At 69.1% G+C, this 26,424-nt stretch carries 19 protein-coding genes; 5 read left to right on the top strand and 14 right to left on the bottom strand.

Annotation, left to right across the window (positions count from 1 at the left end):
- The first annotated feature begins 70 nt into the window (after window positions 1–70).
- From ACGFH8_RS14590 to ACGFH8_RS14575, 4 genes are all read left to right on the top strand, one after another.
- Window positions 71–520 carry an iron chaperone gene (locus ACGFH8_RS14590; RefSeq protein WP_393367265.1) on the top strand — a complete coding sequence of 150 codons (450 nt, stop codon included), beginning with the start codon at window positions 71–73 and terminating at the stop codon, window positions 518–520.
- A gap of 222 nt (window positions 521–742) precedes the next feature.
- Window positions 743–2,983 carry a YncE family protein gene (locus ACGFH8_RS14585; protein ID WP_393367264.1) on the top strand — a complete coding sequence of 747 codons (2,241 nt, stop codon included), beginning with the start codon at window positions 743–745 and terminating at the stop codon, window positions 2,981–2,983.
- Window positions 2,984–3,040: 57 nt separating this feature from the next.
- Entirely contained in the window at window positions 3,041–3,835 is a 795-nt protein-coding gene (locus ACGFH8_RS14580; RefSeq protein WP_393367263.1) for an inositol monophosphatase family protein, read from the top strand.
- A gap of 99 nt (window positions 3,836–3,934) precedes the next feature.
- Window positions 3,935–4,639, top strand: a complete 705-nt coding sequence (locus ACGFH8_RS14575) for an HAD family hydrolase (RefSeq protein ID WP_393367262.1) — start codon at window positions 3,935–3,937, stop codon at window positions 4,637–4,639.
- Window positions 4,640–4,729: 90 nt separating this feature from the next.
- Here ACGFH8_RS14575 and ACGFH8_RS14570 read toward each other — a convergent pair whose 3' ends face one another.
- From ACGFH8_RS14570 to ACGFH8_RS14540, 7 genes are all read right to left on the bottom strand, one after another.
- Window positions 4,730–6,268, bottom strand: a complete 1,539-nt coding sequence (locus ACGFH8_RS14570) for a polysaccharide lyase family 1 protein (protein ID WP_393367261.1) — start codon at window positions 6,266–6,268, stop codon at window positions 4,730–4,732.
- Window positions 6,269–6,921: 653 nt separating this feature from the next.
- On the bottom strand, window positions 6,922–9,318 hold the full coding sequence (locus ACGFH8_RS14565) for a ricin-type beta-trefoil lectin domain protein (RefSeq protein ID WP_393367260.1): 2,397 nt from the start codon (window positions 9,316–9,318) through the stop codon (window positions 6,922–6,924).
- Window positions 9,319–9,392: 74 nt separating this feature from the next.
- Window positions 9,393–10,244: a sugar phosphate isomerase/epimerase family protein gene (locus ACGFH8_RS14560; protein ID WP_393367259.1), complete on the bottom strand. Its 852-nt coding sequence runs from the start codon at window positions 10,242–10,244 to the stop codon at window positions 9,393–9,395.
- 6 nt (window positions 10,245–10,250) lie between these two features.
- Window positions 10,251–11,432 carry an ABC transporter substrate-binding protein gene (locus tag ACGFH8_RS14555; protein ID WP_393367258.1) on the bottom strand — a complete coding sequence of 394 codons (1,182 nt, stop codon included), beginning with the start codon at window positions 11,430–11,432 and terminating at the stop codon, window positions 10,251–10,253.
- A gap of 13 nt (window positions 11,433–11,445) precedes the next feature.
- Window positions 11,446–12,429 (bottom strand): ABC transporter permease, encoded by a 984-nt coding sequence (locus ACGFH8_RS14550; RefSeq protein ID WP_393367257.1) that lies wholly within the window; start codon window positions 12,427–12,429, stop codon window positions 11,446–11,448.
- 2 nt (window positions 12,430–12,431) lie between these two features.
- On the bottom strand, window positions 12,432–13,406 hold the full coding sequence (locus tag ACGFH8_RS14545) for an ABC transporter permease (RefSeq protein WP_393367256.1): 975 nt from the start codon (window positions 13,404–13,406) through the stop codon (window positions 12,432–12,434).
- A 55-nt stretch (window positions 13,407–13,461) separates the two neighbouring features.
- The gene (locus ACGFH8_RS14540; RefSeq protein WP_393367255.1) at window positions 13,462–14,973 is read right to left on the bottom strand and encodes a sugar ABC transporter ATP-binding protein; all 1,512 of its coding nucleotides are present in this window, start codon (window positions 14,971–14,973) and stop codon (window positions 13,462–13,464) included.
- Window positions 14,974–15,499: 526 nt separating this feature from the next.
- Between ACGFH8_RS14540 and ACGFH8_RS14535 the strand changes: the two genes are divergently transcribed.
- Window positions 15,500–19,048, top strand: a complete 3,549-nt coding sequence (locus ACGFH8_RS14535; protein WP_393367254.1) for a ThuA domain-containing protein — start codon at window positions 15,500–15,502, stop codon at window positions 19,046–19,048.
- Between the two features lie 84 nt (window positions 19,049–19,132).
- Here the strand turns inward: ACGFH8_RS14535 and ACGFH8_RS14530 are convergent, their stop codons facing one another.
- From ACGFH8_RS14530 to ACGFH8_RS14500, 7 genes are all read right to left on the bottom strand, one after another.
- Entirely contained in the window at window positions 19,133–20,140 is a 1,008-nt protein-coding gene (locus tag ACGFH8_RS14530) for an aldo/keto reductase (protein WP_393367253.1), read from the bottom strand.
- Between the two features lie 70 nt (window positions 20,141–20,210).
- Window positions 20,211–20,972 carry a 2-dehydro-3-deoxy-D-gluconate 5-dehydrogenase KduD gene (gene kduD / locus ACGFH8_RS14525; RefSeq protein WP_393367252.1) on the bottom strand — a complete coding sequence of 254 codons (762 nt, stop codon included), beginning with the start codon at window positions 20,970–20,972 and terminating at the stop codon, window positions 20,211–20,213.
- On the bottom strand, window positions 20,969–21,994 hold the full coding sequence (locus ACGFH8_RS14520; protein ID WP_393367251.1) for a zinc-binding dehydrogenase: 1,026 nt from the start codon (window positions 21,992–21,994) through the stop codon (window positions 20,969–20,971). The genes kduD and ACGFH8_RS14520 overlap by 4 nt, the downstream gene beginning before the upstream one ends.
- A gap of 107 nt (window positions 21,995–22,101) precedes the next feature.
- Window positions 22,102–23,325 (bottom strand): mandelate racemase/muconate lactonizing enzyme family protein, encoded by a 1,224-nt coding sequence (locus ACGFH8_RS14515; RefSeq protein ID WP_393367250.1) that lies wholly within the window; start codon window positions 23,323–23,325, stop codon window positions 22,102–22,104.
- Window position 23,326: 1 nt separating this feature from the next.
- Window positions 23,327–24,154 (bottom strand): carbohydrate ABC transporter permease, encoded by an 828-nt coding sequence (locus ACGFH8_RS14510; protein WP_393367249.1) that lies wholly within the window; start codon window positions 24,152–24,154, stop codon window positions 23,327–23,329.
- Complete coding sequence (locus tag ACGFH8_RS14505; protein WP_393367248.1) at window positions 24,154–24,957, bottom strand: carbohydrate ABC transporter permease; 804 nt, start codon at window positions 24,955–24,957, stop codon at window positions 24,154–24,156. Before ACGFH8_RS14505 ends, ACGFH8_RS14510 begins: the two co-directional genes overlap by 1 nt.
- Window positions 24,958–25,139: 182 nt before the next feature.
- Window positions 25,140–26,291, bottom strand: coding sequence for an ABC transporter substrate-binding protein (locus ACGFH8_RS14500; protein ID WP_393367247.1), 1,152 nt, complete (start codon window positions 26,289–26,291; stop codon window positions 25,140–25,142).
- Between the last annotated feature and the right edge of the window lie 133 nt (window positions 26,292–26,424).

The following is a 26,424-nucleotide window of genomic DNA, read 5'->3' as shown; positions in this document are numbered from 1 at the left end:
GGTGTCGTCCGGCCTAACCTTTTCCCAGGTCGCGGCATGGTGCCGCACCTGATCGAGAGGGAGCCCGCGCATGTCCGCGAAGACCACCACGACCACGCCCGACGGTTTCAGCGCCGAGGAGCGGGCCGCGATGCAGGAGCGCGCCGCCGAGTTGCGCGCCGAGGGCAAGAAGGGCGCGAAGAAGGCCGACGGGCTTCAGGCGCTCCTCGACCGGATCGCGCAGATGGAGCCGGACGACCGTGCGCTCGCCGAGCGCGTCCATGTGGCGGTGACCGCCGCCGCCCCCGAGTTGTCCCCGAAGACCTGGTACGGGATGCCCGCGTACGCGAACGCCGACGGCAAGATCGTTGTCTTCTTCCAGGACTCCGGCAAGTTCAACTACCGCTACTCGACCCTGGGCTTCCAGGACGCGGCAAACCTCGACGACGGCGACCTGTGGCCGGTGGCGTACGCGCTGCAGAAGTGGAGCCCCGCCGTGGAGAAGAGGGTCGTCGAGCTGGTGCGGGCGGCGGTCTCCTGACCGTCACCCGCCCATCGCCGCGAGGTGCGGCACGCACAATGTCGCAGTTATCGACATGTGAAGATGTCCGGCCGCCTGGCGAAGGCGGGTGGATTCCCGTCGGAGGGGCCAGCCATGATCCCCTGCGGGGTGCCGACCTGACGCCCCAGACGGGGGACATCGATGCTGCACCGACAATCATCCGCACGGGCGCGCGCCGCACTACCGCGCCGGATCGCGGGCGTGACCGCCGTGGCGACCCTGGTCGCCGCCGCCGCGGTCGGCGTCACCGGGCCGGCCGTCGCCGCGGCCCCACCCAGCGCTTCCGCTGACAGCATGACGCTCCTGCCAGATGTCACCGACGTCGCCGACACCGCTGCCGGCGGCGGCCGGGTCTTCGTCTCCGCGGAGGACCGGGTGATCGTCGCCGACGCGACAGGCGCCATCACCGACACGGTGACGGGGCTTGCCGGCGCGAACGGCCTCGCCAGCACGCCCGGCGGAGACCGCCTCTACGTGGCGCTGTACGACAGCGGCGAGGTGGCGGAGATCGACCCGAGCACCGCGAAGGTCACCCGCAAGATCGACATTGGGCGGCGCTGCCCCCGGCACCTCGCGCTCTCCGGCAGTCGGCTCTGGGTCGGCTACGGCTGCGAGGGTGTCCACGAGGGCGGAGTGCTGACCCTGGACGTCGCCGCGCCCACCCCCACCCTGGTCGGCATCATCGACAACACGTTCGGTGCGCCGGCGGTCGCCGTGGCCGGTGGTGTGCTGGCCCTCGGTGAGACTGATCTGCATCCGTCGGTGGTTCACGTCTACTCCGTCGACGGCCAGCAGGCGACCGAGCGCGGCACGATCGAGGTGCCCACTCTCAACGACCTGGCGCTGACCCCGGACGGCTCGCTGCTGGTCGTCGCCTGGGGAGCGGATTTCCTGCACTTCGCGTACGACACCACCACCCTCGCCGAGGTGCGCCGCTACGGCGACTCCTCCTCGGCCTGGGCGACGGCGGCGGCGTTCAGCTCGGACGGCCGACACCTCGCTGCCGGCCACCGCTCCCCTGACGGCCCAGCGCTGGTCATCCACGACACCGCCAACGGCACGGTGGTCAACACCGCCCGCCCCGAGAGGGGTTACCTGGTGGGTGGTGCCGTGAGCTTCCTCGGCAACGACGCCTTCGCGGTCATGGAGGGGGCCGAGAGTTTCTGGCTCTGGCGAGTGGCTGACGCGACGCTTCCGGCGTCCGCCATCTCCCTGACCGCGCCCACGTCCGGGACCGCGCTCGACCCGCTGCGCATCACCGGCCGGCTCACCCTTGCCGACGGCGCCGCTCCGGGGGTGCAGGAGCTGCAGGTCACCCGCACGATTCCGGACGGCACCTGGGCCACCCTCTCGGTCACCACCGCGGCCGACGGCACCTTCACCCTCACCGACGTCCCCCCGCTGAGTGGTCAGATCCGCTACGACGTCTACTGGAATCCGACCGCGGACTATCAACGCAGCACCGCCTCGGTAACCGTCCCGGTCGACGGCCGCACCGCGACGCTCACCCTCGGCGGACCGAGCAACGGCAGGGACGGCAGCCGGCTCTCGCTCTCCGGCGTCCTGGGCCTCGACGGCAGGGCTCCGGAGCAGCCACAGACCCTGGCGGTGACCCGGACGATCTGGAACAACCGCCTCGACGGCGCCGTCGAACAACTGCCGAACGTCACCACCGACAGCCGTGGCGCCTTCACCATCCTCGACACACCCAGCCAGGGCGGCCGGCACGTCTACACCGTCACCTGGCACGGCGACTCCGTGTACGCGTCGCCGTCCGCCAGCCACGAGGTCGCGGTGACATCCGCGGACTCGCACATCGCCGGGCAGGTGGCGGAGCCCGCGTACATCGGGGTGCCGTTGCGGGTCACCGGTGCCGTGACCTACGACGTCGGCGTGTGCCAGGGCCCGACCGTGGTGCACGTGAGCCGGCGGATCAACGGCGGTGCGGCGAAGCGACTGCCGGACGTCACCACCGACGCCTCGTGCGGGTTCGGTTTCGACGACACCGTGGGCAGGACGGGGCCGGTGACCTACACCGTGGCCTGGGACGGCAACTCCACCCAGCGCAGGACCACCGGCGCCATCTCCGTCACCGTGCAGAAACAGCCGTCGTTCATCGAGGCCACCTCTCCCGACCGCACCCTGCTCAACGGGCAGCAGGCGGTCATCGAGGGCACGGTCACGGATCTCCACGGCGAGTCGATCAGCGGGCGGTTGAAGCTGACCGTGCAGCGGATCGGCCCGGACGGCTCCTCGGTCACCCTCCCGAGCGTGACCACCGCCGCCAACGGCACCTTCTCCTACCGCGACTCGCCGCCGACCATGGACGCCAGCACCTACCCGCAGTTCCAGTACGAGTTCTCCTGGTCCGGCACCGCCACGTACCGGACGACCACGGGCAGTGTCTTCTTCTACATCGTGCCGCCGGAGTGCGGCTGCTGAGGTGCCTGCGATGCCGCCCGCCCGCCCGTCGTGGGGGCGGGCGGCATCATGTCCGACATGTCAATCACCGACCACGCACTGGCCATCGCGGCGGCGGAAGCCGGAGCCGCTGTCGTCCGCGAGCAGTACGGCACATCGCTGGCACGCTTCAGCAAGACCGGGGACGACTTCGCCACCACGGCGGACGTCGAGGCCGAGAAGGCGATCCTCGACGTCCTGCGCGCGGGACGCCCGCAAGACGCCGTGCTGGCGGAGGAGAGCGGGCGCACCGGCACCGGCGGGAACGGACGTACGTGGCTGGTCGACCCGTTGTGCGGAACGCTGAACTATGCCGTACGGACCATGCTGACCTCGGTCAACGTCGCTCTCCGGGCCGGGACACGCGTCTCCGTGGCCGCCTCGGCCGACCCGTTCACCGACGAGGTGTTCTGGACCGACGGCACCGCCGCGTACGCCAGGCGTGGTGGCGTCGACGAGCCGCTCACCCCGTCGGCCGAGTCACGACTTGTCGACGTCAATCTCGACCCGCCGTTTCCCCACCGGCACGTCTTCCTGGCCGCCCGGATGCTCGCGGACGAGGGGTTCATCGAACAGTTCCGCCCACGCGTCGTCTCCACCACACTGGCCGTGGCCTGGGTGGCCGCCGGTCGGCGCGCCGGCTACGTCACCGATGGCGAGTACCTCTGCGACAGCGTCCACTTCGCGGCCGGAATCGCCCTCGGCCAGGCTGCCGGTTGTGTGGTCACCGGGATCGACGGCGGGCCGGTTCACCCCGGCGGGAAAGGTCTTGTCGTCGCCGCCGACGAGCGGACGCACGGCGCCCTCCTGGCTCTCATCCACAACCAGCGGTGACCTTCGGCCCGACGGCCCACGCACGAGGACCGAAGCCCGAGCGCGACAATCTTCGGCCGCAGGACGTACGCGGACACCAGCACCGGGATACTGGCCACCGTGACGATCAAAGCGCTGGTCTTCGACTTCGACGGTCTGCTGATGGACACGGAGACCACGCTGCTGGAGAGCTGGCGTTGGGAGTGGCGGCGGCACGGCCTGCGGCTCGATCCGACGGGCTTCTTCGCCGACCACGGTGGCGACGCGAACGAGGCCCGGTATGTGGCGCTCGAAGCGGCGATCGGGCCGGCGTACGACCGCACGTCCAGCCACGCGCTGCGGATGGCGTACCGGGCAGAGCTGAATGCGGCGCTGACGCCCGCGCCCGGCATCCTGGGGTGGTTGGACCGGGCCGCGGAGTTGGGGCTGCGGCTCGCCGTGGCGAGCAGTTCCCCGATCACGCACGTTGGCGCGCTACTGGACCAGGCGGGGCTGCGCGCGCGGTTCGAGGTGCTGGCGACCGGCGAGGAGGTGCCCGCCCACAAACCGGATCCGGCGGTCTACCTGCTGGCGCTGGATCGGCTCGGGCTGCCCGCGGACCAGGCGGTCGCGTTCGAGGACACCGCGCACGGCGTGGCGGCGGCACAGGCCGCTGGGCTCCGGTGCGTTGCCGTGCCGAACCGCCACGCGGACCACGCCCGATTCACGGCCGCGGACCTGGTGGTGACCAGCGCGGCCGGCCTGCCCCTGGACGCGCTCCTGGCCCGCCTGGCGCTGGGGGCGAGCAGGCCAGCACCGATCCGGAGTTCCGGACTCGGTCGCTGATCATCAACGAGCAGCGCGCCGAGGTGTTCGGCTGAGGGGTGCTCGCGCACGGGCGGGAGCGACAGGTTCCGCCGCTCCCGCCCACAGGCGCTAGCTGGCGTACGTCTCGAACTCGCCGACCCGCGGCGTACCGCTGGAGCTGTTGATCCTGAAGTTGATCTTGGTTAGGGCGGTCGAGGAGAAGGTGATGGAACCCGCCCCGCTGCCGGAGGCCAGGACAGCCCCGTTGTCGTTGTTGACGAGCTGCCAGGCCCCGATGGAGCCCTGGGTCCCCGACGGCTCACGGATGACCACTCGGGACACCCGGGTCGCGGAACCCCACTTGATCGAGATGGTGCCCGTCGCTCCGGCCGGTGACCAGTAGGTGCCGATGTTGCCGTCCCGCACGTTGCCGTAGCTGGTCCCGCTGGCCTTGCTGGATCCGTCGGCACCCGCGCCGAGGCTGAGGTTGGTCCCGCCACCCGGCGGCGGCGTGGTTGGCGGGGCGCTCGTCGGCGGAGTCGTGGTCGGCGGCGGGCTCTGCGGAGAGCAACTGCCGTTCGACACCCGCAGGCCCGTGTTGGCGCCCACCGTCTGCCGGACGATCTCCGGCACGCAACTCGCCCCGTCGAGGCTGTACGGATACGGGATGGTGACCGTGGTGTTGGACGTCGGGTTGGGGCCGGCGGGATAGTTGTCGCTGCCGGCGCCGGACCAGGTGACGTTGTCGAAGATGTTGCCGCTCACCTGCCAGTAGCCGCGCTGGTCGGTGTAGAAGGTGCCCAGCACGTCCTTGGAGTTCCGGAAGTAGTTGTTCTCCACCTTCGCCTTCGCACCGGCCCGGGAGTTGATGCCCGACTCGCGCAGGCTCACGTAGTGGTTGTTGTAGATGTGGGCCGTGCCGCCGCGCAGCAGCGGCGTCCGGGAGTCGATGTTCTCGTACAGGTTGTGGTGGTAGGTGATGAAGCTGTTGGAGAGGTCAGTCTCGCTGGACCCGACGAGGCCGCCGCGCCCGGAGTTGCGCAGGATGCTGTAGGACAGGGTGACGTACTGGGTGTTGTCCTTCATGTCGAAGAGACCGTCGTACCCCTGGGACTCCCCGCCCGAGGCCTCCAGGGTGACGTGGTCGACCCAGACGTTGCGGACCGTGCTCTCCATGCCGATGGCGTCCCCACCGTTGGAGATGGGCGAGCCGGACTTCTTGACGTTCCGGACTGTCACGTTCTGGATGATGATGTTGCTGGAGTCGCGGATGTGGATGCCGAGCTGATCGAACAGCGCGCCGCTGCCGACACCGATGATGGTGACGTTGCTGATCTGCTTGAGCTCGATCACACCGTCCGCCGTGTTGCAGCTCGACCCCGACACCTTGCTGGTGTTGCCGTGGTTGATGGTCCCGGTGACCTCGATGGTGATCGGGGTGCTGCTGCTGGCGCGACCGCACAGCGCCGCGTGGATCGCGGTGCCGGTGGTGGCCCGTACGGTCTGGCCGCCCGCGCCGCCGGTGGTTCCGCCGTTCTGAGTGGCATAGCCGGTGGCGCTGCCGACCGCCGCCGACGCCTGGGGCGTCGGCAGAGTCACGCCGATGGCGACCCCGACGGCCGCCGTGGCCAGTGCTGCCTGAAGTCGCAATGCGACTGGTCGTCTCATTTCGCCTCACCTTCGCATTCGTCAGGTCCATCGCCGGAGCGCGGCGGTCGCCCGACCGCACTCGGGTGCGATCACGGAGACGCTGCATTGACGAGAATTAATTGCCGAGGGCTGCCCGGCCCTGACAAGCGCGGGGTTGGCCGCCCAAACGGCACCGCCCCGGCCACGTTGATCGATGCGCGATGACCCGATCCAGGAATAAGACATCGATGTAACGCAATGGTAGGAAAGCGGTTTCCCCGAAGGCAAGGGTTAGCGCTTGCAGGTTTTTTGCAGTGCTCCGGGAGATCCGAGTGGTGACGGTGGCCGAGACCGGTCGGAGATCGGCACCGACCTGGCCGTCGCCGAGCAGGGCCGGTGAGGTGGTGACGGTCGCGCGCAGTCGTCCCAGCGCCCAGACGTCCATCGGCGCGGGTCGTCATCTCCCGGCTGCCGCCCGGCAGCAACTCCTCGACGGCGCTCGTGGCGTCGCCCGGATAGCGAAACTGTCGGGTCAAGACGGACGCGGCGACCCGTCGCCGGTGGCGCGACCGGACGTCGCAGCCGTCGAGGCAGCTCACGGACGGCGGTGGTGAGCCGGTAGGCCCGCAACGCGCGGAGCCGAGCCGGGGCGAGAACGCCCCAGCCCGGCTCCGCTACTGTCCGCCGTTACGTCAGCTGCGTACCGTCCAGCGCTGGTTCGCGCCACCGCCGCAGGCCCAGAGGATCAACTTCGTGCCGTTCGCCGTCGCGGCGCCGTTCGCGTCGAGGCAGAGACCCGACTGCACGCCCGTGATGGTGCCGTTGGAGTTGATGTTCCACTGCTGGTTGACACCACCGTTGCAGTCCCAGATCACGACCTTCGTGCCGTTGACGGTGCCCTGGCCGGAGGCGTCCAGGCACTTGGTGCCGTAGATCATGAGCTGCCGGCTCGCGGTGTGGGTCCACCGCTGGTTGGCGGCGTTGCTGATGCAGTCCCAGATCTGGGCCTGCGTGCCGTTCGTCGTGCTGGAGTTGCCGATCTCGGCACAGCGGCCCGACTGGGCGCCGACGAGCTGCACGTTCGTCGGGTTGGTGCTGCCACCGCTCTGCACGCCGGCCGTGTTGATCACGGTCTGCGCGCCCGACGGCCAGTTGCCGCCGCTGACCGTGACGTTGTTGTTGACGACGTTGCCGCGGTCACCGTTCGTCACGTTCGTGCCGCTGCTTGTCGACCAGTTGTTGGTGACCGTGAAGTTGCCCATGTTCTCGGCGTAGAAGTAGTTGGCGGTGGCCCAGGTGCCGGTGGAGGAGAACACGTTGTTGCGGGCGGTGTAGTAGCGCGAGCCCTCGTCGAAGTAGAGCCCGAACCAGCCGTTGGTCCGCAGGCAGTAGTTCTCGGCGATCAACCCGCCCGGGTTCGCCGACAGCGAGTAGATGCACCCGCCGTCGGTCATCTGCTGCATGACGTCGTGCACGTAGTTGCCGATGACCTGGTTGTTGGCCGCGGTGGTCGCCGTGGTGTACCGCGGCTGGTAGTTGTACAGGCCACGGTTGGCGTAGTGCTGGCTGCCGCCGGCGTCGTTGGCGCCCCAGCCGTAGCCGATCGACATGCCGGTGTACGGCATGTTGTAGACCTCGTTGTGCGACACCAGCGAGGTGTTCACGTAGGTGGTCAGGATCGAGACGACGCCCCGGTACTCCAGACCCAGGTCGTGCACCTTGTTGTTGCTGATGGTGACGTTGCGGTTGACCATCCGCTGGTCGCTCGGGTGGTGGGCGTCGGCGCGCACGCCGCCGACCACGACGCCACCGGCCGAGTTGCGGGCGATCTCGGAGCGGGTGACGGTGATGTTGTTGGCGGCCAGGCCGACGCCGCTGGCGTGGGCGTTGGCGTCGTTGCCGATGCCGATGGCCGTCTGCCCCAGGTTGACGAACTGCGAGTCGCTGAAGCTGATGGTGTTGGCGGCGGAGACCTGCACGGCGGCGGGCATCTGGGCCCAGCTCGGGCGGGTGGCCTCGAACAGGGAGCAGCCCTCCTGGCAGGAGGTCAGCGCGTCGGACGGACGGGCCCAGGTGCCGACGATGTGCGCGCCGGTCTGCTGGTCGGCGAAGCCGTTGTTGCTGCTCGGGCCGAGCCAGCTCGTGCCGGTGAAGGTGATCCCGCTGAACGAGATGTGGTGCGCGGGCGCGTCGAGGGTGCCGCCGACGTTCACCAGGGACTGCAACTGCGGCAGCTCCACGCTGACGGTGCTCATGTTCTGCCCGGCGAGCGGGATGTAGTTGAGCTGGCCGCTGCTGGGGTTGAGGTACCACTCCCCCGCGGAGTCCAGGAACTCGTACGCGTTGGCCAGGTAGAACGGACCCGCACGGTGCGGGCGGGACAACGTGTCGAACCCGAAGGTGTTGTTGTTCCAGGCGGGCTGCTGCATCGTCAGGAAGTTGCCGCTGATGCTCTGCACCGGCGAGTACCTGTCGGTGAACGACCCGACGCTCTCCACCTCGACCCGGTTCTGGTTGCCGAGGTTGTTGAGGTAGTTGAGCGCGCTGTTGCTGAACCGCATCCCGGACGTGGTGAAGGTGAAGTCGGCACGGTTCACGGCGGTGCGTGCCCGGGTGGCGATGGCCCCGTTGACGTAGAGCTGACGGGAGTCGAGGCCGGCGGGCACGTTGGCCCGCCAGATGTTCTTCCCGGAGTCGACGAGCGACCAGCCGGTGACCGCGCGGGCGCCGGTGATCGACGGACGGGCGCCGGCGGCCGCCCGCCAGATCACCTGGTAGCCGTTGTTGCCGGAGTCGGCGGCGGTCAGCCGCATCGGCGACGAGAGCCGGTACGCGCCGTCGGCCAACTCCACGACGATGTCACCGGACATCGTGGTGTTGGCTGCCCGCACGGCGGTCTGCGCGGCGGACAGCGAACACGGTTGGCTGGCCGAGCAGCTGGTGCCGCTGCCGGAGGGCGACGCATAGAGGGTGGTGGTGGCCGCGAGCGCGGGGGACGCCGAGGCGGTCACCGCGACCAGCGCGGTCAACGCTGACGCGGCGGCGCCGGCCAACAGTCGCCGCAGCGGTGGGATGGACGAGACAGACACGGGACGGTGCTCCTGACTCTAGTGGGGGGTGGCGGGCAGAGCCCGAGGGCCGGGCCTTGGGTGATGGGGGGCGGTCACCCGAGGATCTCCCGGAGATAGCGCAGGCCGTCCGTGGCGAGACGGTCCTGCGAGGGGGCCAGCGGACGCCAGATCGCCGCGGCGACCGCGATGGCCTCGTTCTCCGCCGTGAACGACTCGATGCAGATCGCACCCTGGTAACCGGTGTCCCGCAGGACGGTGAAGAAGCGGGGCCAGTCGAAGTGGTCCGCACCGGGTGCGCCCCGGTTGGAGCCGCTGACCTGGACGTGCTTGATGTGCGGGCCGGCGGCGGCGAGAGCCGCGTAGGGGTCGGCCTCCTCGATGTTCATGTGGTACGTGTCGATCATGATGCCGACGTTCGACGGAAGACCGTCGATCAACTCGACCGTCTGCTCGATCGTGTTGACGACGCTCGTCTCGTAGCGGTTCAACGCCTCGACACCGATGCTCACGCCCAACTCGCCGGCCTGCTCGGCAACCGGCGCCAGGGCCCGCCGGAAGTCCGCGTAGCAGGCCGCGCGAGCCGCCGGTGACATCCGCCAGGTGCGGCCGACCGAGGCGTACACCGGGCCGCCGACGCATCCAGCGCCGACGGCCGCGGCGCTCGCCACGCAGCCCTTGAGGTACGCCACCGTCGACTCCACCACCGCTGGCGCGGCGTCGACCAGCTCCCGCCCCGGCGAGAACGCCGCGCAGACCCCGGCAGCGACGAGGCCGTGCTCGGCCAGCAGCTCCCGGGTGCGGACCGGGTCCCAGTCGCCGGGCTGCTCGATCGGCAGCTCGACCGCGTCGAAGCCGAACGAGGCGATCCGTGGGATCAGCTCGGCCAGGGCCTCGTCGTCGACAGGCGAGGCCCACACCCAGGGGTTGACGCCGATGGCGTACATCGGAACCTACTTCCAGCGCTGCGGGTAGCCGGGCAGGTCCGTGCAGCCGCACATCGCGTAGTGCAGCGGCGGCATGCTCGCGTCGAGGTACTTGTCCAGGTTGTCCTGGGTGACGGTCGGCTGCGGCAGCTTCCACGGGTTGGAGACCTGCTCGCCGTCGAGGATCCGCAGCGCCGCGATGATCGGCGTACGCCACTGGTAGGTCGGGTAGGTCGGCGCGATCGCGGTGAGGTTCTTGTCCTTCCAGATCTTCAGGAAGTCGAGCTGGTCCTCACCGTTCATCGGCGGAACGGGCTTGCCCGCGTCCTGGAACGCCTCGACCGCGGCGACGGCAACCGCGCCGGCGTCCATCCAGACGCCGTCGATCGTGCCGTAGCGCTGGATGTAGTCGTCGACGATCTTCTTGGTCTTGGCCGGGTCGCCGTCGGTGAACTCGACGCCCACGACGTCGACCTTCGCCTTGTCGAAGGCCACCTTCGCCGCCGACCAGCGGGTCTCCAGGACGTCCACACCCGGCAGGATCCGCAGGGCGAGGACCTTGCCGCCGGGCTTCATCTTCTGACTGACGAACTCGGCGCCGACGTGGCCGAACCCGTAGCCGCCGATGGGGTTGATGAAGGTCACCGGGCACTTCGTGTCGACACCACGGTCGAAGACGACGACCGGCAGCCCCGCCTTGCAGGCTGCCTCGACGGCCGGGGTCAGCGTGGCGGTGGTGTTGGGCGAGACGATGAGCGCGTCGCAGCCCTTGCCGAGCAGGTCGTTGATGTCCGCGATCTGCTTCTGGTCCTTGCCTTCGGCGTCGACGTGCACGAACTCCTTGATGCGGCTCTTCTGCGCCTCGACCTCGGCCTGCATGGTCTTGAACCCGACCTGCCGCCACGGGTTGTTGAGCGCCGCGTTCGAGAAGCAGATCTTGTGCGGACCGCTCTTCTTGAACTTGGCGGTGTCCACCAGCTTCGGGTTGAGCACCTGCTCCCACGGCTTGTCGGCGGGACCCGTCGGGGTCGCGTCGAGCAGCGAGAGCTCGGCGTCGTAGTCGGCCTGCACGAAGAACTTCGACTGTTCCCCGGTGCCCGAGCCGGCGGCGGAGGCGCTGCTCGAGGGGCTCGCGCCCGGCTCATCGGTGGAACAGGCGGCAAGGGACAGCAAGGTGACAGCGGCCAGTGCCGCCATGGAACGTCGCACTATGGGAACCCCTTTATCTCGACGAGGAACGCGTTGCCGAGACCGCCACGGCGAGCAGGATGATCCCGCCCTGGACGGTCGACCTGAGGGCGCCGGAGACGCCGTAGAAATTCATGAGGGCGAACAGCAGTTCGAGGGTCAGCGCACCGAGCATCGCGCCCACCACCGAACCGCGGCCCCCGCCCAGCGCGACGCCACCGAGGACGACGGCGGTGATCGCACCGAACTCCAGGCCAGCGCCGGCCTGGAACGACACGCCGCTGTAGCCGCCCAGCAGGATCGCCGCGACGGCCGCCGCGAGCCCGCTGAGGATGAAGGCGATCGTGCGGGTACGCCAGACGCGTACGCCGCTCAACTCGGCGGTGCGCGGATTGTCGCCGACGGCGACGAGCGTCCGGCCGAAGTCGGACCGCATCAGCAACACGGCCACCACCGCGAGGGCCACCAGGACCAGCAGCGCGAACGGCACGCGACCGAGCACCGGCACGTCCTCGAAAGCCCGCCGACCGTACCGCCGGAACTCCTCGGACAGGCCACCCTTCGGGGCGCCGTCGGACCACAGGTAGACCGCGCCGACCAGGATCAGGAACATGCCGAGGGTGGTGATGAACGACGGCACCCGCAGCCGCGTCGTGATCAGGCCGTTGACCAACCCGACGAGCGCGCCGAAGGCGAGCAGGAGCAACACCACGGGCCAGGTACGCCCCGGGTCGCTGTCGATGAGCCGGGCCGCGACGACCACCTGCGCGGTGACCAGGGAGCCGACCGAGAGGTCGAACTCGCCGGAGACGATCACGAAGTACTGGCCGGCGGCGAGCAGGATGATCGGCGCCGACCGCCCGAGGAACGACATCAGCGACGGAGGGGAGAGGAAGTCGGGCTGCCGAATGCCGACGAGCACCACCAGCACCGCGAGAATCGCGAGGATCGGCAGGATGCCACCGGGACGGACCCGCGGAAGACGCAGGGGCAGCGTACGACGCTCAACGGTCTGCATGACTAGGCAGCCGCCTTTCGCATGGTCCGGCGGGCGTAGACGGCCACCGCGGCGATGATGATCGCGCCCCGGATCACCTGCTTGAAGAAGGCGTCGACCTCCAACTGGTTGAAGATCGCGTCGATGCTGGCGAGCAGCAGCACTCCGCCGACCGTGCCGATGACGCCACCACGCCCACCGGCGAGGGCGGTGCCGCCGATCACCACCGCGGCTATCGACTCCAGGTCGTAGAGGCCCTCGGTGCCCACCCGGGGCGCGCCGGAGCCGAGCCGACTGGCGAGGTAGATGCCGGCGAGCCCGGCACACATCGAGCACAGCACGTGGGCGGTGACGAGGACCCGGTCGTTGCGCACGCCCGAGAGCCGGGCCACCTCCGGGTCTCCGCCGACGGCGACCAGGTGGTGGCCGAAGCGGGTCTTCGAGAGCGCGAACCAGGCCGCAGCGGTCACCGCGACCAGCAGCAGGAACGACACCGGCACCGGGCCGACGCGCTGGTAGCCGAGCGACTGCACGAGCGACGGCGCGGTGGTGCCGGCCGGCCCGTCGTAGCCGTTGTCGAGGTAGCCCTTGAGCAGCAGCCCGACACCGAGGGTCGCGATGAACGCGTTGACCCGGAGTTTGGTGACGAGGAGCCCGTTGAACAGCCCGATGCCGGCGCTGACGACGAGCACCAGGCCGATCGCCGGCAGCACCGCGCCGTCGCTGCCGTTCATCGTCTCGGCGGCGACGAGGGTGCTGAGGCTGATCACGTACGCCACCGAGAGGTCGAGCGACCCACCCAGGATGACAAGGGTCTGGCCGACGGCGACGAGCCCGAGGCCGGCCGCCACGTGCAGCAGACTCACGGTCGTGGACTGATTGAAGAGCTGGCCGCCGTCCACGAGGACGACAAGCCAGCCGATCGCGAGGGTGAGGGTCAGGGCCACGAAGACGCCCGGTACGGGGCGGCGGGCCGGCAGGAGCGACAGGGCGCTCACGTGGTGATCTCCATTCGCGACTGCGGGGCTCGCAAAACCGGCTCACTCCTCGCGCTCACTTGACGGCCGCCGGAACGGCGCCGACCGCGAGGGTGACGACGTCCTCCTCGCTCGCGCCGGCGGGCAACTCGCCCGCGACCCGGCCGTCGCGCATGACGACGATGCGGTCACTCATGCCCAGCAGCTCCGGCAGGTCAGACGAGATCATCAGCACGGCCGCACCGTCGCGGGCGAGGCGGCGGACGAGGTCGTGGATGGCCGACTTCGCGCCCACGTCGATGCCGCGGGTCGGCTCGTCGAAGAGCAGGATCCGCGGGTTGAGCGCGAGCCAGCGGGCCAGCACGACCTTCTGCTGGTTGCCGCCGGACAGGAAACGGATCTCCTGGTCGTCGCCCGCACCACGGACCTCCACGGCGTTGAGCAGCTCGCGCACCCGAACGGTCCGGGCCGCACGGCCGGACCGGGCCGCGAAGACGGCCCGACTGGCGAGCAGCGCGTTGTCGAGCACCGACTGCCGGGCGACGATCCCCTCGCCCTTGCGGTCCTCGGTGACGTAGGCGATGCCGGCCCGCATCGCGGTGCGGGGTGAGCGCAGGCGGACCGGCCGGTCGTCGAGCGTGACGTCGCCGGTCGTGAACGGCGACACCCCGAAGATCGCACGGGCCAGCGCCGAGCGCCCGGAGCCCTGCAGGCCGCCGATGCCGAGCACCTCGCCGGCGCGCAACTGGAGGTTGACGTCGCGCAGCTTCCGGTTTCCCACGTCGCGAAGGTTGAGCCGCACCGGGCCCCGGTCCTCCGGGGCGGCGCGGTCCGGGTAGTAGCTGGACAGTTCCCGGCCGACCATGTGCCGCACCAACTCGTCGGAGGTGGTGCGCGCGGTGTCCACAGTGGTGACGTGGCGGCCGTCCTTGAGGACTGTGATCCGGCTCGACAGGTCGAACACCTCGGCGAGCCGGTGCGAGACGTACAGCAGGCCGATGCCGCGATCCTGGAGCCGGCGTACCAACCCGTAGAGCAGCTCGACCTCGTGGTCGGCCAGCGCGGCTGTCGGTTCGTCCATGATGAGCAGTCGCGCGTCCAGGGCGAGCGCCTTGGCGATCTCGACGACCTGCTGCTGGGCGACGCCGAGCTGCCCCACCCGGGCGTCGGCGGGCAACGCCGTCTCCCCGATCGAGGCGAGCAGGCGCGTGGTGCGGTCGAGCATCTCCCGACGGTCGACCAGCCCGCGCCGGACCGGCTCGTGGCCCAGGTAGACGTTCTCCGCGACGGTGCGCTCCGGCAGGAGGTTGAACTCCTGGTGGATGATGCCGACGCCGGCCCGCTGGGCGTCGCGCGGGCCACGGAAGGTCCGCGACTCACCGGCGAACTCGATGGTGCCCTCGTCCGGGGCGTATCCACCCGAGACGATCTTCATGAGGGTCGACTTTCCGGCGCCGTTCTCGCCGACGACGGCGTGGACCTCGCCCGGCGCGACGTCGAGGTCGACATCGCCGAGAACGCGTACCCCAAGGAAGGACTTGCCGATGCCCCGAAGGGTGAGCAGTGGCGCCGGCGGTGGATCTGACATCCCGAAAGCCCTCACAGATAGTAGTTATCGACAAGGTGCACGGGTCGGCGTACGACCCGCTCGTGGCCGGACCACGAACTTTCGCAGCTAGCTGCGGAGACTTACGTTTTTATGTTGCGAACATTCTCTTGACATCGACGAAACATCACACGTATGAAGAACATAGATGTTTGGATGCAGGTCCGCAATCCTCGACCGGGGCCGATTGCCAGGGCCGTCACTCGTCCGGCAGCGACGCCGTGTGCGAGCGATTCGGACATGGCCGTCGTCATCAGGGCAAGACGTCGGACGGCACCCCATTCATTGACACCCATCTATTTCTGGCTCATCCTGACCTTGTGGACCACGGGACACGAACTACAGCCACCATCACTCAATGTGATGTCCCGGGGGTCTGACTGCCGTTTCGGCGAACGGCACGAGGACAGACCAGCGCACTCATGCTCACCCATGCGTCCAGGTACAACCTGACGCAGGGTGAGCCCGTGGGCGCAAGCGGAGTTACCCGTCCAACCTAGGAGACGCCATGCGTCGCAATACCATGATCATCTCGGTGATCGCGGGCCTGTTACTGGCTCTCGGACTCGCCCCACCGGCGTCGGCCGCCCCGGCCTTCCGCGCCCTGGTGTTCAGCAAGACCACCGGCTATCGGCACGACTCGATCCCCGCCGGGATCTCCATGCTCCAGCAGCAGGCCGCAGCGAACAACTTCGAGGTGGTGGCGACCGAGGACTCGAGCGTCTTCACCGCCGCCAACCTGGCGACCTTCGACGTCATCGTGATGCTCCAGACCTCCGGCATGGTCTGGACCTCGGCCGCCCAGCGCCAGGCGGTGGAGGGCTACCTCGCCAGCGGCAAGGGCATCGTGGCCATCCACAACGCCACCGACATGGGCATCGACACCGAATACCCGTGGTGGGACAACACCATCAACGGCGGCGCCCACATGCCGGAGCACTCCCCCGGCGTGCTGCCCGGCACCGCCATCGTCGCCGACAAGAAGCACCCGTCGACGTCCGGCCTGCCGGACAAGTGGAACCGCAGCGAGGAGTGGTACAACTTCGACTCCAACCCGCGTGGCAAGGTGCACGTGCTGGTGACCGCCGACGAGCGCACCTACAACCCGGGCGCCCGGGCGATGGGCCCGGACCACCCGATCTCCTGGTGTCGCAACACCGCCGGCGGGCGGGTGTGGGCCACGGCGATGGGTCACGCGATCGCCTCCTACAGCGAGACGTACTTCCGCGACCACGTCCTCGGCGGCATCAAGTGGGCCGCCGGCAACGCGCCCGGCGACTGCGGCGGCACCGTCTGGGGCAACTTCGAGAAGCGCACCCTGGACGACAACACCGTCGACCCGATGGCGTTGGCGGTGGCTCCGGACGGACGGGTGTTCTACGCCCAGCGTGGCGGGCAGCTGAAGATCTTCAAGCCGTCCACCAACAGCACCGTGACCGCCGGGACGCTGAGCGTCTACACCGGCGGTGAGGACGGTCTCACCGGTATGGCGCTGGACCCCAACTTCGCCACAAACGGGTACGTCTACCTCTACCACTCGCCGGCGAGCAGCTCGACCGACGTCAACCGCGTCTCCCGTTACACGATGAGCGGTGACACGCTGAACATGTCCAGCGGTGTGACGATCATCGACATCCCGGCGTACCGGGACCGGACGTTCCCGGAGCCCGGGCACACCGGCGGTTACATCGAGTTCGGTCCGGACGGCAACCTCTTCATCGGCACCGGTGACGACACGCCCCCGAACCTCGACCCCAACTGGCAGGGCTACGCCCCGCTGGACTGGCGCTCGGGCAAGTCCAACCTGGACGCCGCCCGTAGCGCGGGCAACACCAACGACCTGCGCGGCAAGCTGCTGCGCATCCGCCCCGGAGCCAGCGGCGGCTACACCGTCCCGACCGGCAACCTCTACCCCCAGGGCACCGCGCAGACCAAGCCGGAAATCTACGCGATGGGCTTCCGCAACCCGTTCCGCTTCTCGATCGACCCCGCCAACGGCTGGGTCTACCTGGCGGACTACGGACCGGACCGCAACCCGCCGACCACCAACCGTGGCCCGGAGGGCCTGGTCGAGCTCAACGTGATCAAGACGCCCGGCAACTACGGCTGGCCGTTCTGCCACGGCAACAACCAGCCCTACGCCCCGTACAACCCGGACACCGGCGTCGTCGGCGCGAAGTTCAACTGCTCGGCGCCTGTCAACAACTCGCCGAACAACACCGGTCTGGTCAACCTGAAGCCGGTCGTCATGCCCAACATCTGGTATGGCTACCCCGCCTCGACGACCTTCCCGGAGCTCGGCTCGGGCGGCTCGGCCCCGATGGGCGGCCCGGTCTACCGCTACGACGCGTCGAACCCGTCCGAGACGAAGTTCCCGCCCTACTACGACGGCGTGCACTTCTTCTACGAGTGGGCGCGCAACTACGTCAAGGAGGTGCACTTCGACTCCTCCTCGGCGGTGACCCGCACCAACCCGTTCCTGCCCGCCGGTAACTTCAACAAGCCGATGGACATGGAATTCGGCAAGGACGGCTCGCTCTACCTGCTGGAGTGGGGCACCAACTTCGGTGGCGGCAACAGCGACTCCGGGCTCTACCGGATCGACTACAACCAGGGCGGCCGGTCACCGATCGTCAAGGCCACCGGCACACCCACCAGCGGCTCCTCGCCGCTGACCGTCCAGTTCAGCAGCGCGGGCACGTCCGACCCGGACGGCAACACGCTGAGCTACCTGTGGACGTTCGGCGACGGCACCACCTCGACGGCGGCCAACCCGTCGAAGACGTACACCGCCAACGGCAACTACACGGCCCAGTTGAAGGTCACCGACAGCACCGGTAAGACCGGCTTCGCCAACGTCCCGATCACCGTCGGCAACAGTGCCCCGGTGGTCACCATCACCACACCCGGCAACGGGGGCATGCTGACCTTCGGTGACAAGGTGTCCTACCAGATCACCGTGACCGATCCGGACGGCGGGACTGTCGACTGCTCGAAGGTGTTCCTCAACCCGGCGCTGGGTCACGACGACCACGCGCACGAGACGACCGAGTACCCGGGCTGCTCGGGCACCATCTCCACCGACCTGCTCGGTGGGCACCCCGATGGCGCCAACCTGTTCTACGTGCTGAACGCTCGGTACACCGACAACGGCGGCTCGGGTGGCGGGGCCCCGCTCACCGGCACCGCGCAGGCGATCCTGCAGCCGAAGCACAAGCAGTCCGAGTACTTCAGCAGCCAGTCCGGCATCCGGGTCGTCGACCAGGCGGCGGCGGAGAGCACCAAGCGCGTCGGTGACATCTCCACGAACGACTGGATCGCGTTCAGCCCGATGAACCTGTCGGGCATCTCCACGGTCAGCTACCGGGTGTCGTCGCCCTCCGGCGGCGGTTCGATCGAGCTGCGCGCCGGCTCGCCGACCGGCACCCTGCTGGCCACCACCACGGTGCCCAATACCGGCGGCTGGGACAACTACCAGTCCACGGCTCCGGTGAGCGTCGCCGCCTCCAGCGGGACACAGACGCTCTACATGGTGTTCAAGAACAGCAGCAACTCGTTCGATCTGGACTCGCACACCTTCGGCGGCAACGGCGTCGGGACACCCGGCACCGGTACCGGCGGTGGCCTGGCGGGGAAGACCTACACGGTCACGGCGCAGCACAGCAACAAGCTGATGGACGTCAGCGGTGTCTCCACCGCCGACGGCGCCCAGATCACCCAGTGGGCCTCCACCGGTGCCAACAACCAGAGGTGGCAGGCCGTCGACGCCGGTAACGGCGCGCTCTACCTCAAGGCGGTGCACAGCGGCAAGTGCGTCGAGGTGGTCGGCAGTTCGACCGCTGCGGGTGCCTTCCTCCAGCAGGCCACCTGCAACAACGGCAACCAGCAGAAGTTCACCGCCACCGCGACGGGAACCTCCGGCGTGTACACGGTGAAGAGCGTGCTGAGCGGCCTCTGCGTCGACGTCAACGGCGCGTCCACCGCCGACGGCGCCCGACTGTTGCAGTGGACCTGCCACAGCGCGGCCAACCAGCAGTGGCGGTTCACCGCAGTGTGACCTGCCGCTGACGCGGTAACGCAAAACGTCCCGGTCGGGACCGGTGTCCGATAGTCGGAGCCGGTCCCGGCCGGGACGTCTTCGTCAGTTCGGTTGGCCCGCCGCGCCCGGACCGGGCGCCACGGCGAGCAACCCGGCCGCCGTCAGGGCGCCCCACAGCTCCTCCGGTACGGCGACCTCGGACCGTCGTACCGTCTCGGCCACCTGCGCCTCGGTGCGGACGCCGACCACCGTCGACACCACGGCCGGGTGCCTGCGAACGAAGGCGAGTGCCGCCTGCGGCAGGGTCACCCCGTACGTCTCGCAGACCGCGGCGATCCGCCGCGCCCGCTCGATCACCTCGGGCGGGGCCTGCTGGTAGTTGTAGACGGCATCGGCCGGCGGCTGGTCCCGCGACAGCAACCCCGAGTTGTAGACGCCAGCGATGACCACGCCCACCCCCCGGTTCTCCGCGATCGGCAACAGGTCGTCCGCCGCACCCTGTTCGAGCAGGGTGTAGCGCCCGGCGCACATCATCACGTCGACGTCGGTCTCCCGCACGAACCGCGCCAGCATCGCCGACTGGTTCATCCCCGCGCCGATGGCGCCCACGACGCCCTGATCACGCAGGTCGACAAGGGCCGGCACGGCCTCGTACGCGGCCTGCTCCCAGTGGTCGTCCGGGTCGTGCAGGTAGGCGATGTCGATCCGGTCCAGCCCGCTGCGCTCGAGGCTGGCCTCGATCGAGCGAAGAACGCCGTCGCGGCTGAAGTCCCACACCCGCCGGTGGCTCGCGGGCACGTCGAACCCGTCCGAGTCCTGCTCGTGGGCGTTCTCGGGCGACGGCACCAGGAGTCGTCCGACCTTCGTCGACACCACGTACTCGTCACGCGGTCGCTGGCGCAACGCGGCGCCGAGGCGGCGCTCGGACAACCCGAGTCCGTAGTGCGGCGCGGTGTCGTAGTACCGCACGCCCGCCGCCCACGCCGCGTCGACCGCCGCCGCGAACTCCTCGTCCGTCGTCCCCCGGTACAGGTTGCCGCCCTGGGCCGCGCCGAACCCCAGCTCGGTGAGACGCACCCGCGGGGCACGCGGCAGCGCTCGCGTCCTCATGACGCCGCCCACCCGGGTACGTGGTGAGCGGGCTCGCCGACGAGGCTCACCGGCGGCACCGGTCGGCCCGTCATCGGCCCAACCAACCGCCGTCGACGGGCAGCACGACCCCGTTGACGTAGTCCGACGCCGACGACGCCAGGAACACAGTGGCACCGCCGAGATCGTCGGCGCGGCCCCACCGGCCCGCCGGAATACGGCCGAGGATCGCCTCGTTGCGGTCGGGATCCTCGCGCAGCGCCTGGGTGTTGTCGGTGGCGATGTAGCCGGGGGCGATGGCGTTGACGTTGACCCCGCGGGCCGCCCACTCGTTCGCCAGCGCCTTGGTGAGCCCGGCGATGCCCGACTTCGACGCCGCGTAGCCGGGGACGGTGATGCCGCCCTGGAAGCTCAACAGCGAGGCGGTGAAAATGATCTTCCCGTGGCCACGCTCGACCATCGTCCGGCCGATCTCCCGGCTCAGGATGAACTGGCTGCTGAGGTTCACCTCGATGACGTGGTCCCACATCTCGTCCGGGTGCTCGGCGGCCGGGGTGCGGGCGATAGTGCCGCCGTTGTTGACCAGGATGTCGATCGGCCCGAGAGCGGTGAGATCCCGGGCCAGTTGGTGTACGGCCGCCCGGTCGCCGAGATCGGCACGCAGGCCGGTGAACTGCCGGCCGGCGGCCCGTACCCGGCGTTCGACCTCGCTGCCATCCGATTCGAGCTGGGCGGAGACGCCCACGATGTCGGCGCCGGCAAGCGCCAGGGCCTCGGCCATGGCGAGGCCGATGCCGCGTCGGGCGCCGGTCACCACGGCGACGCGCCCGGACAGGTCGAACAGGGCCGTCACTTGCCCACCTCCCGCAGGTCGAGCAGCACCTTCATCACGCCGCCACCCTCGAGTGCCGTGAAGGCGGCGCCGGCCGCCTCGACCGGCTCCACCCGGGAGATGAGCTGTTGTGCCGGAATCGCGCCCGAGGCGACCAACCGGATCGCCTCCACCATGTCGTCGCGCTGGTACAACCGCGCGCCGAGGAGTTCCAGCTCGCGCCAGAAGAACCGGTGCAGGTTCACCTCGCGGGGCCGGGGGTGGATCGCCACCATCACCAGCCGACCGCGGGTGGTGAGGACGTCGACCGCGGTGGTCACGCCACCGGCCGAGCCGGACACCTCGAAGGCGATGTCGGCGCCCGCGCCGTTGGTGCGCTCGTCGACAAGCGCCACGACATCTGTCGCTCCCGGGTCGACGGCCTCGATCCCGATCCCGGCCGCCACCTCCCGCCGGAACGGGTCCGGCTCGACGAGGAGCACCCGCGCGCCGCGGCCCTGCGCGACGACGGCGATGAGCGCCCCCACCGGCCCACCGCCGACCACGACGACCTGGTCGTCGGCGGTCACTTTGCCCCGGCGGACGTCGTGTACGGCGACCGCGACCGGCTCGACGAGCGCCGCGTGGTCCAGCGGCAGGTCCTCGGGGAGCGGCAGAACCAGTTCCGCCGGCACGGTCCAGTAGGACTGCATGGCGCCCGGTGAGTCGATACCGAGGAAGTTCATGGCGTGGCAGACGTGGGAGTGCCCGCGTTGGCAGGCGGCGCACTTTCCACACGGCCGGGTCGGCAGCACGGTGACGGGCGCTCCGATGGTCCAGCCGGTGGTGTCCGGCCCGACGGCCGCGATCCGACCGGACATCTCGTGCCCGATGATCGCCGAGTCACCGACCCGAGCGTCCATGTCTCCGTGGTAGATGTGCAGGTCGGTGCCGCAGATCCCGGTGTACGCCACCTCGATCCGCACCTGGCCGGGGCCCGGCGGAACCGGTTCGCGATCCTCGATGCCGAGGTCTCGCGCCCCCCGGTAGACGACTGCCTTCATCGATCCTCCGTCTCGACGGCCGGCACGTCGTTCGTGCCGACCGGACATGGCCGTGGGTGCACCGCGATGGCGGTGCACCCACGCGTTCACTGTTTCTGTCGGTCAGCTCAGTGCCGCCCGGTGGGCGACACCTCGTTGCGGTAGTTCAGCGGCACGACGGGCACCTGGCGGGTGGGGACGACCCCGTCGATCCCGCCCAGCAGGCGCCGACCGGCCCGCTCCGGCCGGACGTTGGGGCTCTCGGCCGTCTGCGCCCACGGGCGGTGATTGGCCGTCCGGATCCGCTCCTCGTCGATGCGGACACCAAGTCCGGGTGCGTCGCCGAGAATGAAGGCGCCGTCCTCGACGTGCAGGTCGACGGAGACGCCGACCGGCGGGTGCAGGTCCTGCAACTCACTCGTCAGGTGGTTCGGCACCGAGGTCGCGGCGTGCAACAGACCGATCGGGCTGTTGCCGATCGGGCTGACCGGCAGGTCGTACGCGTGCGCCAGGGCGGACGCCCGCAGGAAGTGGGTGACTCCCCAGACGGCGGCCATCTGGACGACGTCGACCGCGCCGGCGGCGAGCAGCGGACGGTACTGTTCGAGCCCGGTGAGGTTCTCCCCGGTGGCGACCGACGCGCAGACCCCTCGGCTGACGGTGGCGAGGCCCTCGGCGTCCCAGCGTCGGACGGGCTCCTCGATCCAGATGAGGTCGAGGGAGCGTTCGAGCTCGGAGACGTGCCGGACGGCCTGCTTGCGGGTCCAGGCCTCGTTGACGTCGAGCATGAGACCCGGTCGCCGGCCGTGCCCCGCCTCGGTCAGGACGTCCCTGACCAGGGTGAGCCGGTGCCGGTCGCGTTCGATGTCGAGACCGCCCTTGAGCTTCGCGGCGCGCAGGCCGTGGCTGGCGTAGACCTCGTACTCGGCGACGAGTTCGTCGTCGGAGAGCCCGATGTCCAGCCCGGACGCGTAGGCGTTGACCCGCCGGTCACGTCCGCCCAGCAGCCGCCACAGCGGCTCGCCGGCGGCCTGCGCCTTGATGTCCCAGAGCGCGGTGTCCAGTGCGCCGATGGTGCCGAACACCGGGCCGGCGTGGCCCGCCTTGAAGGTGTGCCGCAACATGCGGTCGTACAGGGTCGTCACGGCACGGGGGTCTTCGCCCTCGATAGCTGCGAAGATCCGCTCGATCTCGACGTGCGGCCCGAGGCCGACTCCCGAGACGCCCTCGTCGGTGTCGACGATGACGATCGAGACCGGAACCACCCCGTCGGGGAACACCCCGTTGGCATCGCCGACGGGCCGCCCCCATTCCTGGACCGTGGTGAGCGTCCGATATCCCGTGATCCGCATGTCAACCCTTCGTGGAACCGGCGGCTACACCGTCGGCAATTTGGCGCTGGAGGAACAGGTAAACCAACAGGACGGGTATGGCGGCGATCAGCACGCCGGAGGCGAACGTGGGGATGTTGTCGGAGTACTGCCCCCGCAACGAGGTCACCCCGATCATGAGCGTCCGGTGATCGGCCGAGGGCATCATCACCAGCGCCATGAGGACGTCGTTCCAGCAGAACAGGGCGTTGAGGATGCCGACCGACAGTAGTGCCGGGGTGCCCAGCGGCAACATGATCCGGCGGTACACGCCGTACACGGTGTTGCCGTCGATCCGTGCCGCGTCGACGATCTCCGGGGGGATGCCCCGGTAGTAGCTCGTCATCAGGAACACGGTGAAGGGCAGGAACTGGGCCACGTAGACGAGGACCAGACCGGGGTACGTGTCGATCAGCCCCGCATCGGCCATGATCCGGGACAGCGGCACCATGATCACCTGGAACGGGATGAAGAGCCCCGCGAGGCAGCCCAGGAACAGCGCCGACGAGCCACGGAACCGCAGCTGGCTCAGCGCGAAGCCGGCCATCGACCCGAGCAGCAGCAGCAGGAGCACCGACACCGTCACCACGAGCAGCGAGTTGACGAAGTAGCGGCCCATGCCGACGCTGTTCCACGCCGTGCTGATGTTCTCCCAGCGCAGGGCGTCGGTCAGGGAGAACCGGTCGAGGATGTAGTCACGGCGGGTCTTCATCGCGACGTTGGCGGTGAAGAGCAGCGGGTAGATCGTCGCCAGCGCGAGCAGTGACATGGGGATGGCGATCAACCACCATCCCAGGCGGGCCCGAGACATCAATCCTCCTTTCCGGATCGTTCGAGCAGCTTGATCTGCAACAGCCCCACCACGAGCATGATCATGAAGAGGATGGTCGACGCGGCCGACGCGAGAGCGGGACGGTTCATCTGGCCCTGCTGCTTCCAGATGTAGAACTCCGGCAGGTACGTCGACCCCTCCGGCCCACCGCTGGTCATGACGTAGAGCAGCCCGAACATCGAGGTCAGCATCCCGATCATCGTGGTCACGAAGACGAACTGGATGGTGCGCGAGAGGCCCGGGACGATCACGTGCCAGACCACCTGGCGTAGCGACGCCCCGTCCACCCGGGCGGCGTCCAGGAGCGCGGGGTCCAGGGTGGCGAAGCCGGAGAGGAACACCACCAGGGCCATTCCGAAGGTGGCCCAGATGTGCACGCCCACCACCATGAACATCGCGATGTCCGGGTCACCGAGCCAGTCCACCGCACCGATGCCGAACGACCCGAGGATGGCGTTGAGAGGACCGTCGAAGGCGAGCAGCAGGTTGAAGATCGCGCCGACGATGACCGGCGAGAGCACCGCGGGGAAGAAGTACACGCTGCGGTAGAAGCGGTGCCCGGGCACCCGCAGGTAGATGAACGTCGCGAGCAGGCCGGGGATGGCCACCGCCACCGGGAGCAACAGCACCAGCAGCCCGACGTTGCTCAGCGCGGTCCGGAACAGCGGGTCGTGGAACAGCTCGCGGTAGTTGCCGAATCCGACAGCCGTCCCGTTCTGCGCACCGTCGCCGGTGAAGGAGAAGTTGACGCCGAGGAGCAGCGGATAGAGCCGCAGCACCACGATGATCAGGATGGCCGGAGCGACAAGGATGTAGGGAGCTAAGCGTTCGGCCCGCAGGCCGCCGCGGGCGCGACGAGGCTGCGCACCATGCCGATGGGTGGCGGGGGTAGGCCCCGCCCCGCCGGCCCGTCCGGCCTGAGCCAGACGGACCGACGGTTGCGTGTTTCCAATTGACACGAGGGTCAGCCCGCCTGGTCGGAAGCGGCCAACTGCTTCACCACCTCGTCGACGGTGATCGACCCGCTGAGCAGTTGCTGGGAGAGGCGCCCCATCAGGTCCAGCGTCTTCGAGGAGAGCGCCACGTGCAGAGCGGGCTTGCCGCTCTTCAACTCGCCGACGATCGTGGAGACCGCGGGCCCGCCTGCGGACACGTCGATGGTGGTGTCGGCGGCGATCGCACCGGCGTCGGCGTAGAAGGCCTTCAACGCGTCGGCCGAGCTCAGGGAGCGCACCAGGTCGGCGGCCACCTTCGGGTCCTTCGTCCACTTGGCGACCGCGTAACCGATGCCACCGTCGTACGGGAGGCTCGGGGTGGTGCCAGCGGTGACGACCGGGGCCTTCATCACGCCGAGCTTCTCCGCGGTGAGGAACTCGTTGAAGTCCTGCCAGTGCCCCACGTCCGACATCAGACCCATGACGTGCGCGGCCTTACCGGACTGGAAGAGTGCGAAGGAGTCGTTGAACATCGCGGTCGAGTTGGCACCGTCGCTGTTCATCTTCCGGTCGCCGGTCTCCTTCCAGAGCTGGAAGATCCGCTTGACGTTTGCGGAGTTCCAGTCGCGCTTGCCGGTGATCCAGGCGTCGTACTCCGCGGCCGTGAGGGTGACCGACCCCATGCTGGAGAGCCAGAACTGGATGCCGACGCCCTCCTTGTTGCCGAGGGCGAAGCACTTGGAGCCGGCCTTGGAGATGGCGGCGCAGTCGGCGACGAACTTGTCCCAGGTGGCGGCGGGGGTCGCCGGGTCGAGGCCGGCCTTGCGGTAGATCTCCTTGTTGTAGTAGATCGGATAGCCCTGCAGCGTCACCGGGGCGCCGTAGACCTTGCCGTCCTTGGTGAACGCGTCCCACCCGGCCAGCCGCTGCTTATCCTCGGCCACGTAGTCGGTGATCGGCACCAACGCGTCAACCCGGTCGCGAATCTGGCCACCGCCGTTGAACAGCATGACGTCCGGGCCCTTGCCGGACTGGATCGCCGCACCGAGCAGCGTGTAGTACTGGTCGAAGGGCTGCGCTACGAACTCGACCTCGACTTTTGGGTGCTTCTTTTTGAAATCGGCCTTAGCCTTGTCCAGATAGGATTTGGCGAACGGCTCGCCGGACTTCCAGTCCCACACGACGAGCTTGCTGTCCGACCCGCTTGACGAGCTTGAATCGCTAGCACTTCCACAACCGGCCAGGGCCAGGCCCACAACGAGGACGGCCGACCATATTGCGCGCTGTCTCATCAGTTGTCACCTCAGAAAGTGG

This window comes from Micromonospora sp. NPDC049175, assembly GCF_043197345.1.
Taxonomy (GTDB): domain Bacteria; phylum Actinomycetota; class Actinomycetes; order Mycobacteriales; family Micromonosporaceae; genus Micromonospora.
This window is presented reverse-complemented; position numbering and strand designations above follow the sequence as displayed.

Excerpts from the sequence above, each read along its gene's own strand:
- ACGFH8_RS14590 (WP_393367265.1), top strand. The coding sequence starts at position 71 with ATGTCCGCGAAGACCACCACGACCACGCCCGACGGTTTCAGCGCCGAG.
- ACGFH8_RS14580 (WP_393367263.1), top strand. The coding sequence starts at position 3,041 with ATGTCAATCACCGACCACGCACTGGCCATCGCGGCGGCGGAAGCCGGA.
- ACGFH8_RS14570 (WP_393367261.1), bottom strand. The coding sequence starts at position 6,268 with ATGAGACGACCAGTCGCATTGCGACTTCAGGCAGCACTGGCCACGGCG.
- ACGFH8_RS14560 (WP_393367259.1), bottom strand. The coding sequence starts at position 10,244 with ATGTACGCCATCGGCGTCAACCCCTGGGTGTGGGCCTCGCCTGTCGAC.
- ACGFH8_RS14550 (WP_393367257.1), bottom strand. The coding sequence starts at position 12,429 with ATGCAGACCGTTGAGCGTCGTACGCTGCCCCTGCGTCTTCCGCGGGTC.
- ACGFH8_RS14540 (WP_393367255.1), bottom strand. The coding sequence starts at position 14,973 with ATGTCAGATCCACCGCCGGCGCCACTGCTCACCCTTCGGGGCATCGGC.
- ACGFH8_RS14535 (WP_393367254.1), top strand. The coding sequence starts at position 15,500 with ATGCGTCGCAATACCATGATCATCTCGGTGATCGCGGGCCTGTTACTG.
- ACGFH8_RS14530 (WP_393367253.1), bottom strand. The coding sequence starts at position 20,140 with ATGAGGACGCGAGCGCTGCCGCGTGCCCCGCGGGTGCGTCTCACCGAG.
- ACGFH8_RS14520 (WP_393367251.1), bottom strand. The coding sequence starts at position 21,994 with ATGAAGGCAGTCGTCTACCGGGGGGCGCGAGACCTCGGCATCGAGGAT.
- ACGFH8_RS14515 (WP_393367250.1), bottom strand. The coding sequence starts at position 23,325 with ATGCGGATCACGGGATATCGGACGCTCACCACGGTCCAGGAATGGGGG.
- ACGFH8_RS14510 (WP_393367249.1), bottom strand. The coding sequence starts at position 24,154 with ATGTCTCGGGCCCGCCTGGGATGGTGGTTGATCGCCATCCCCATGTCA.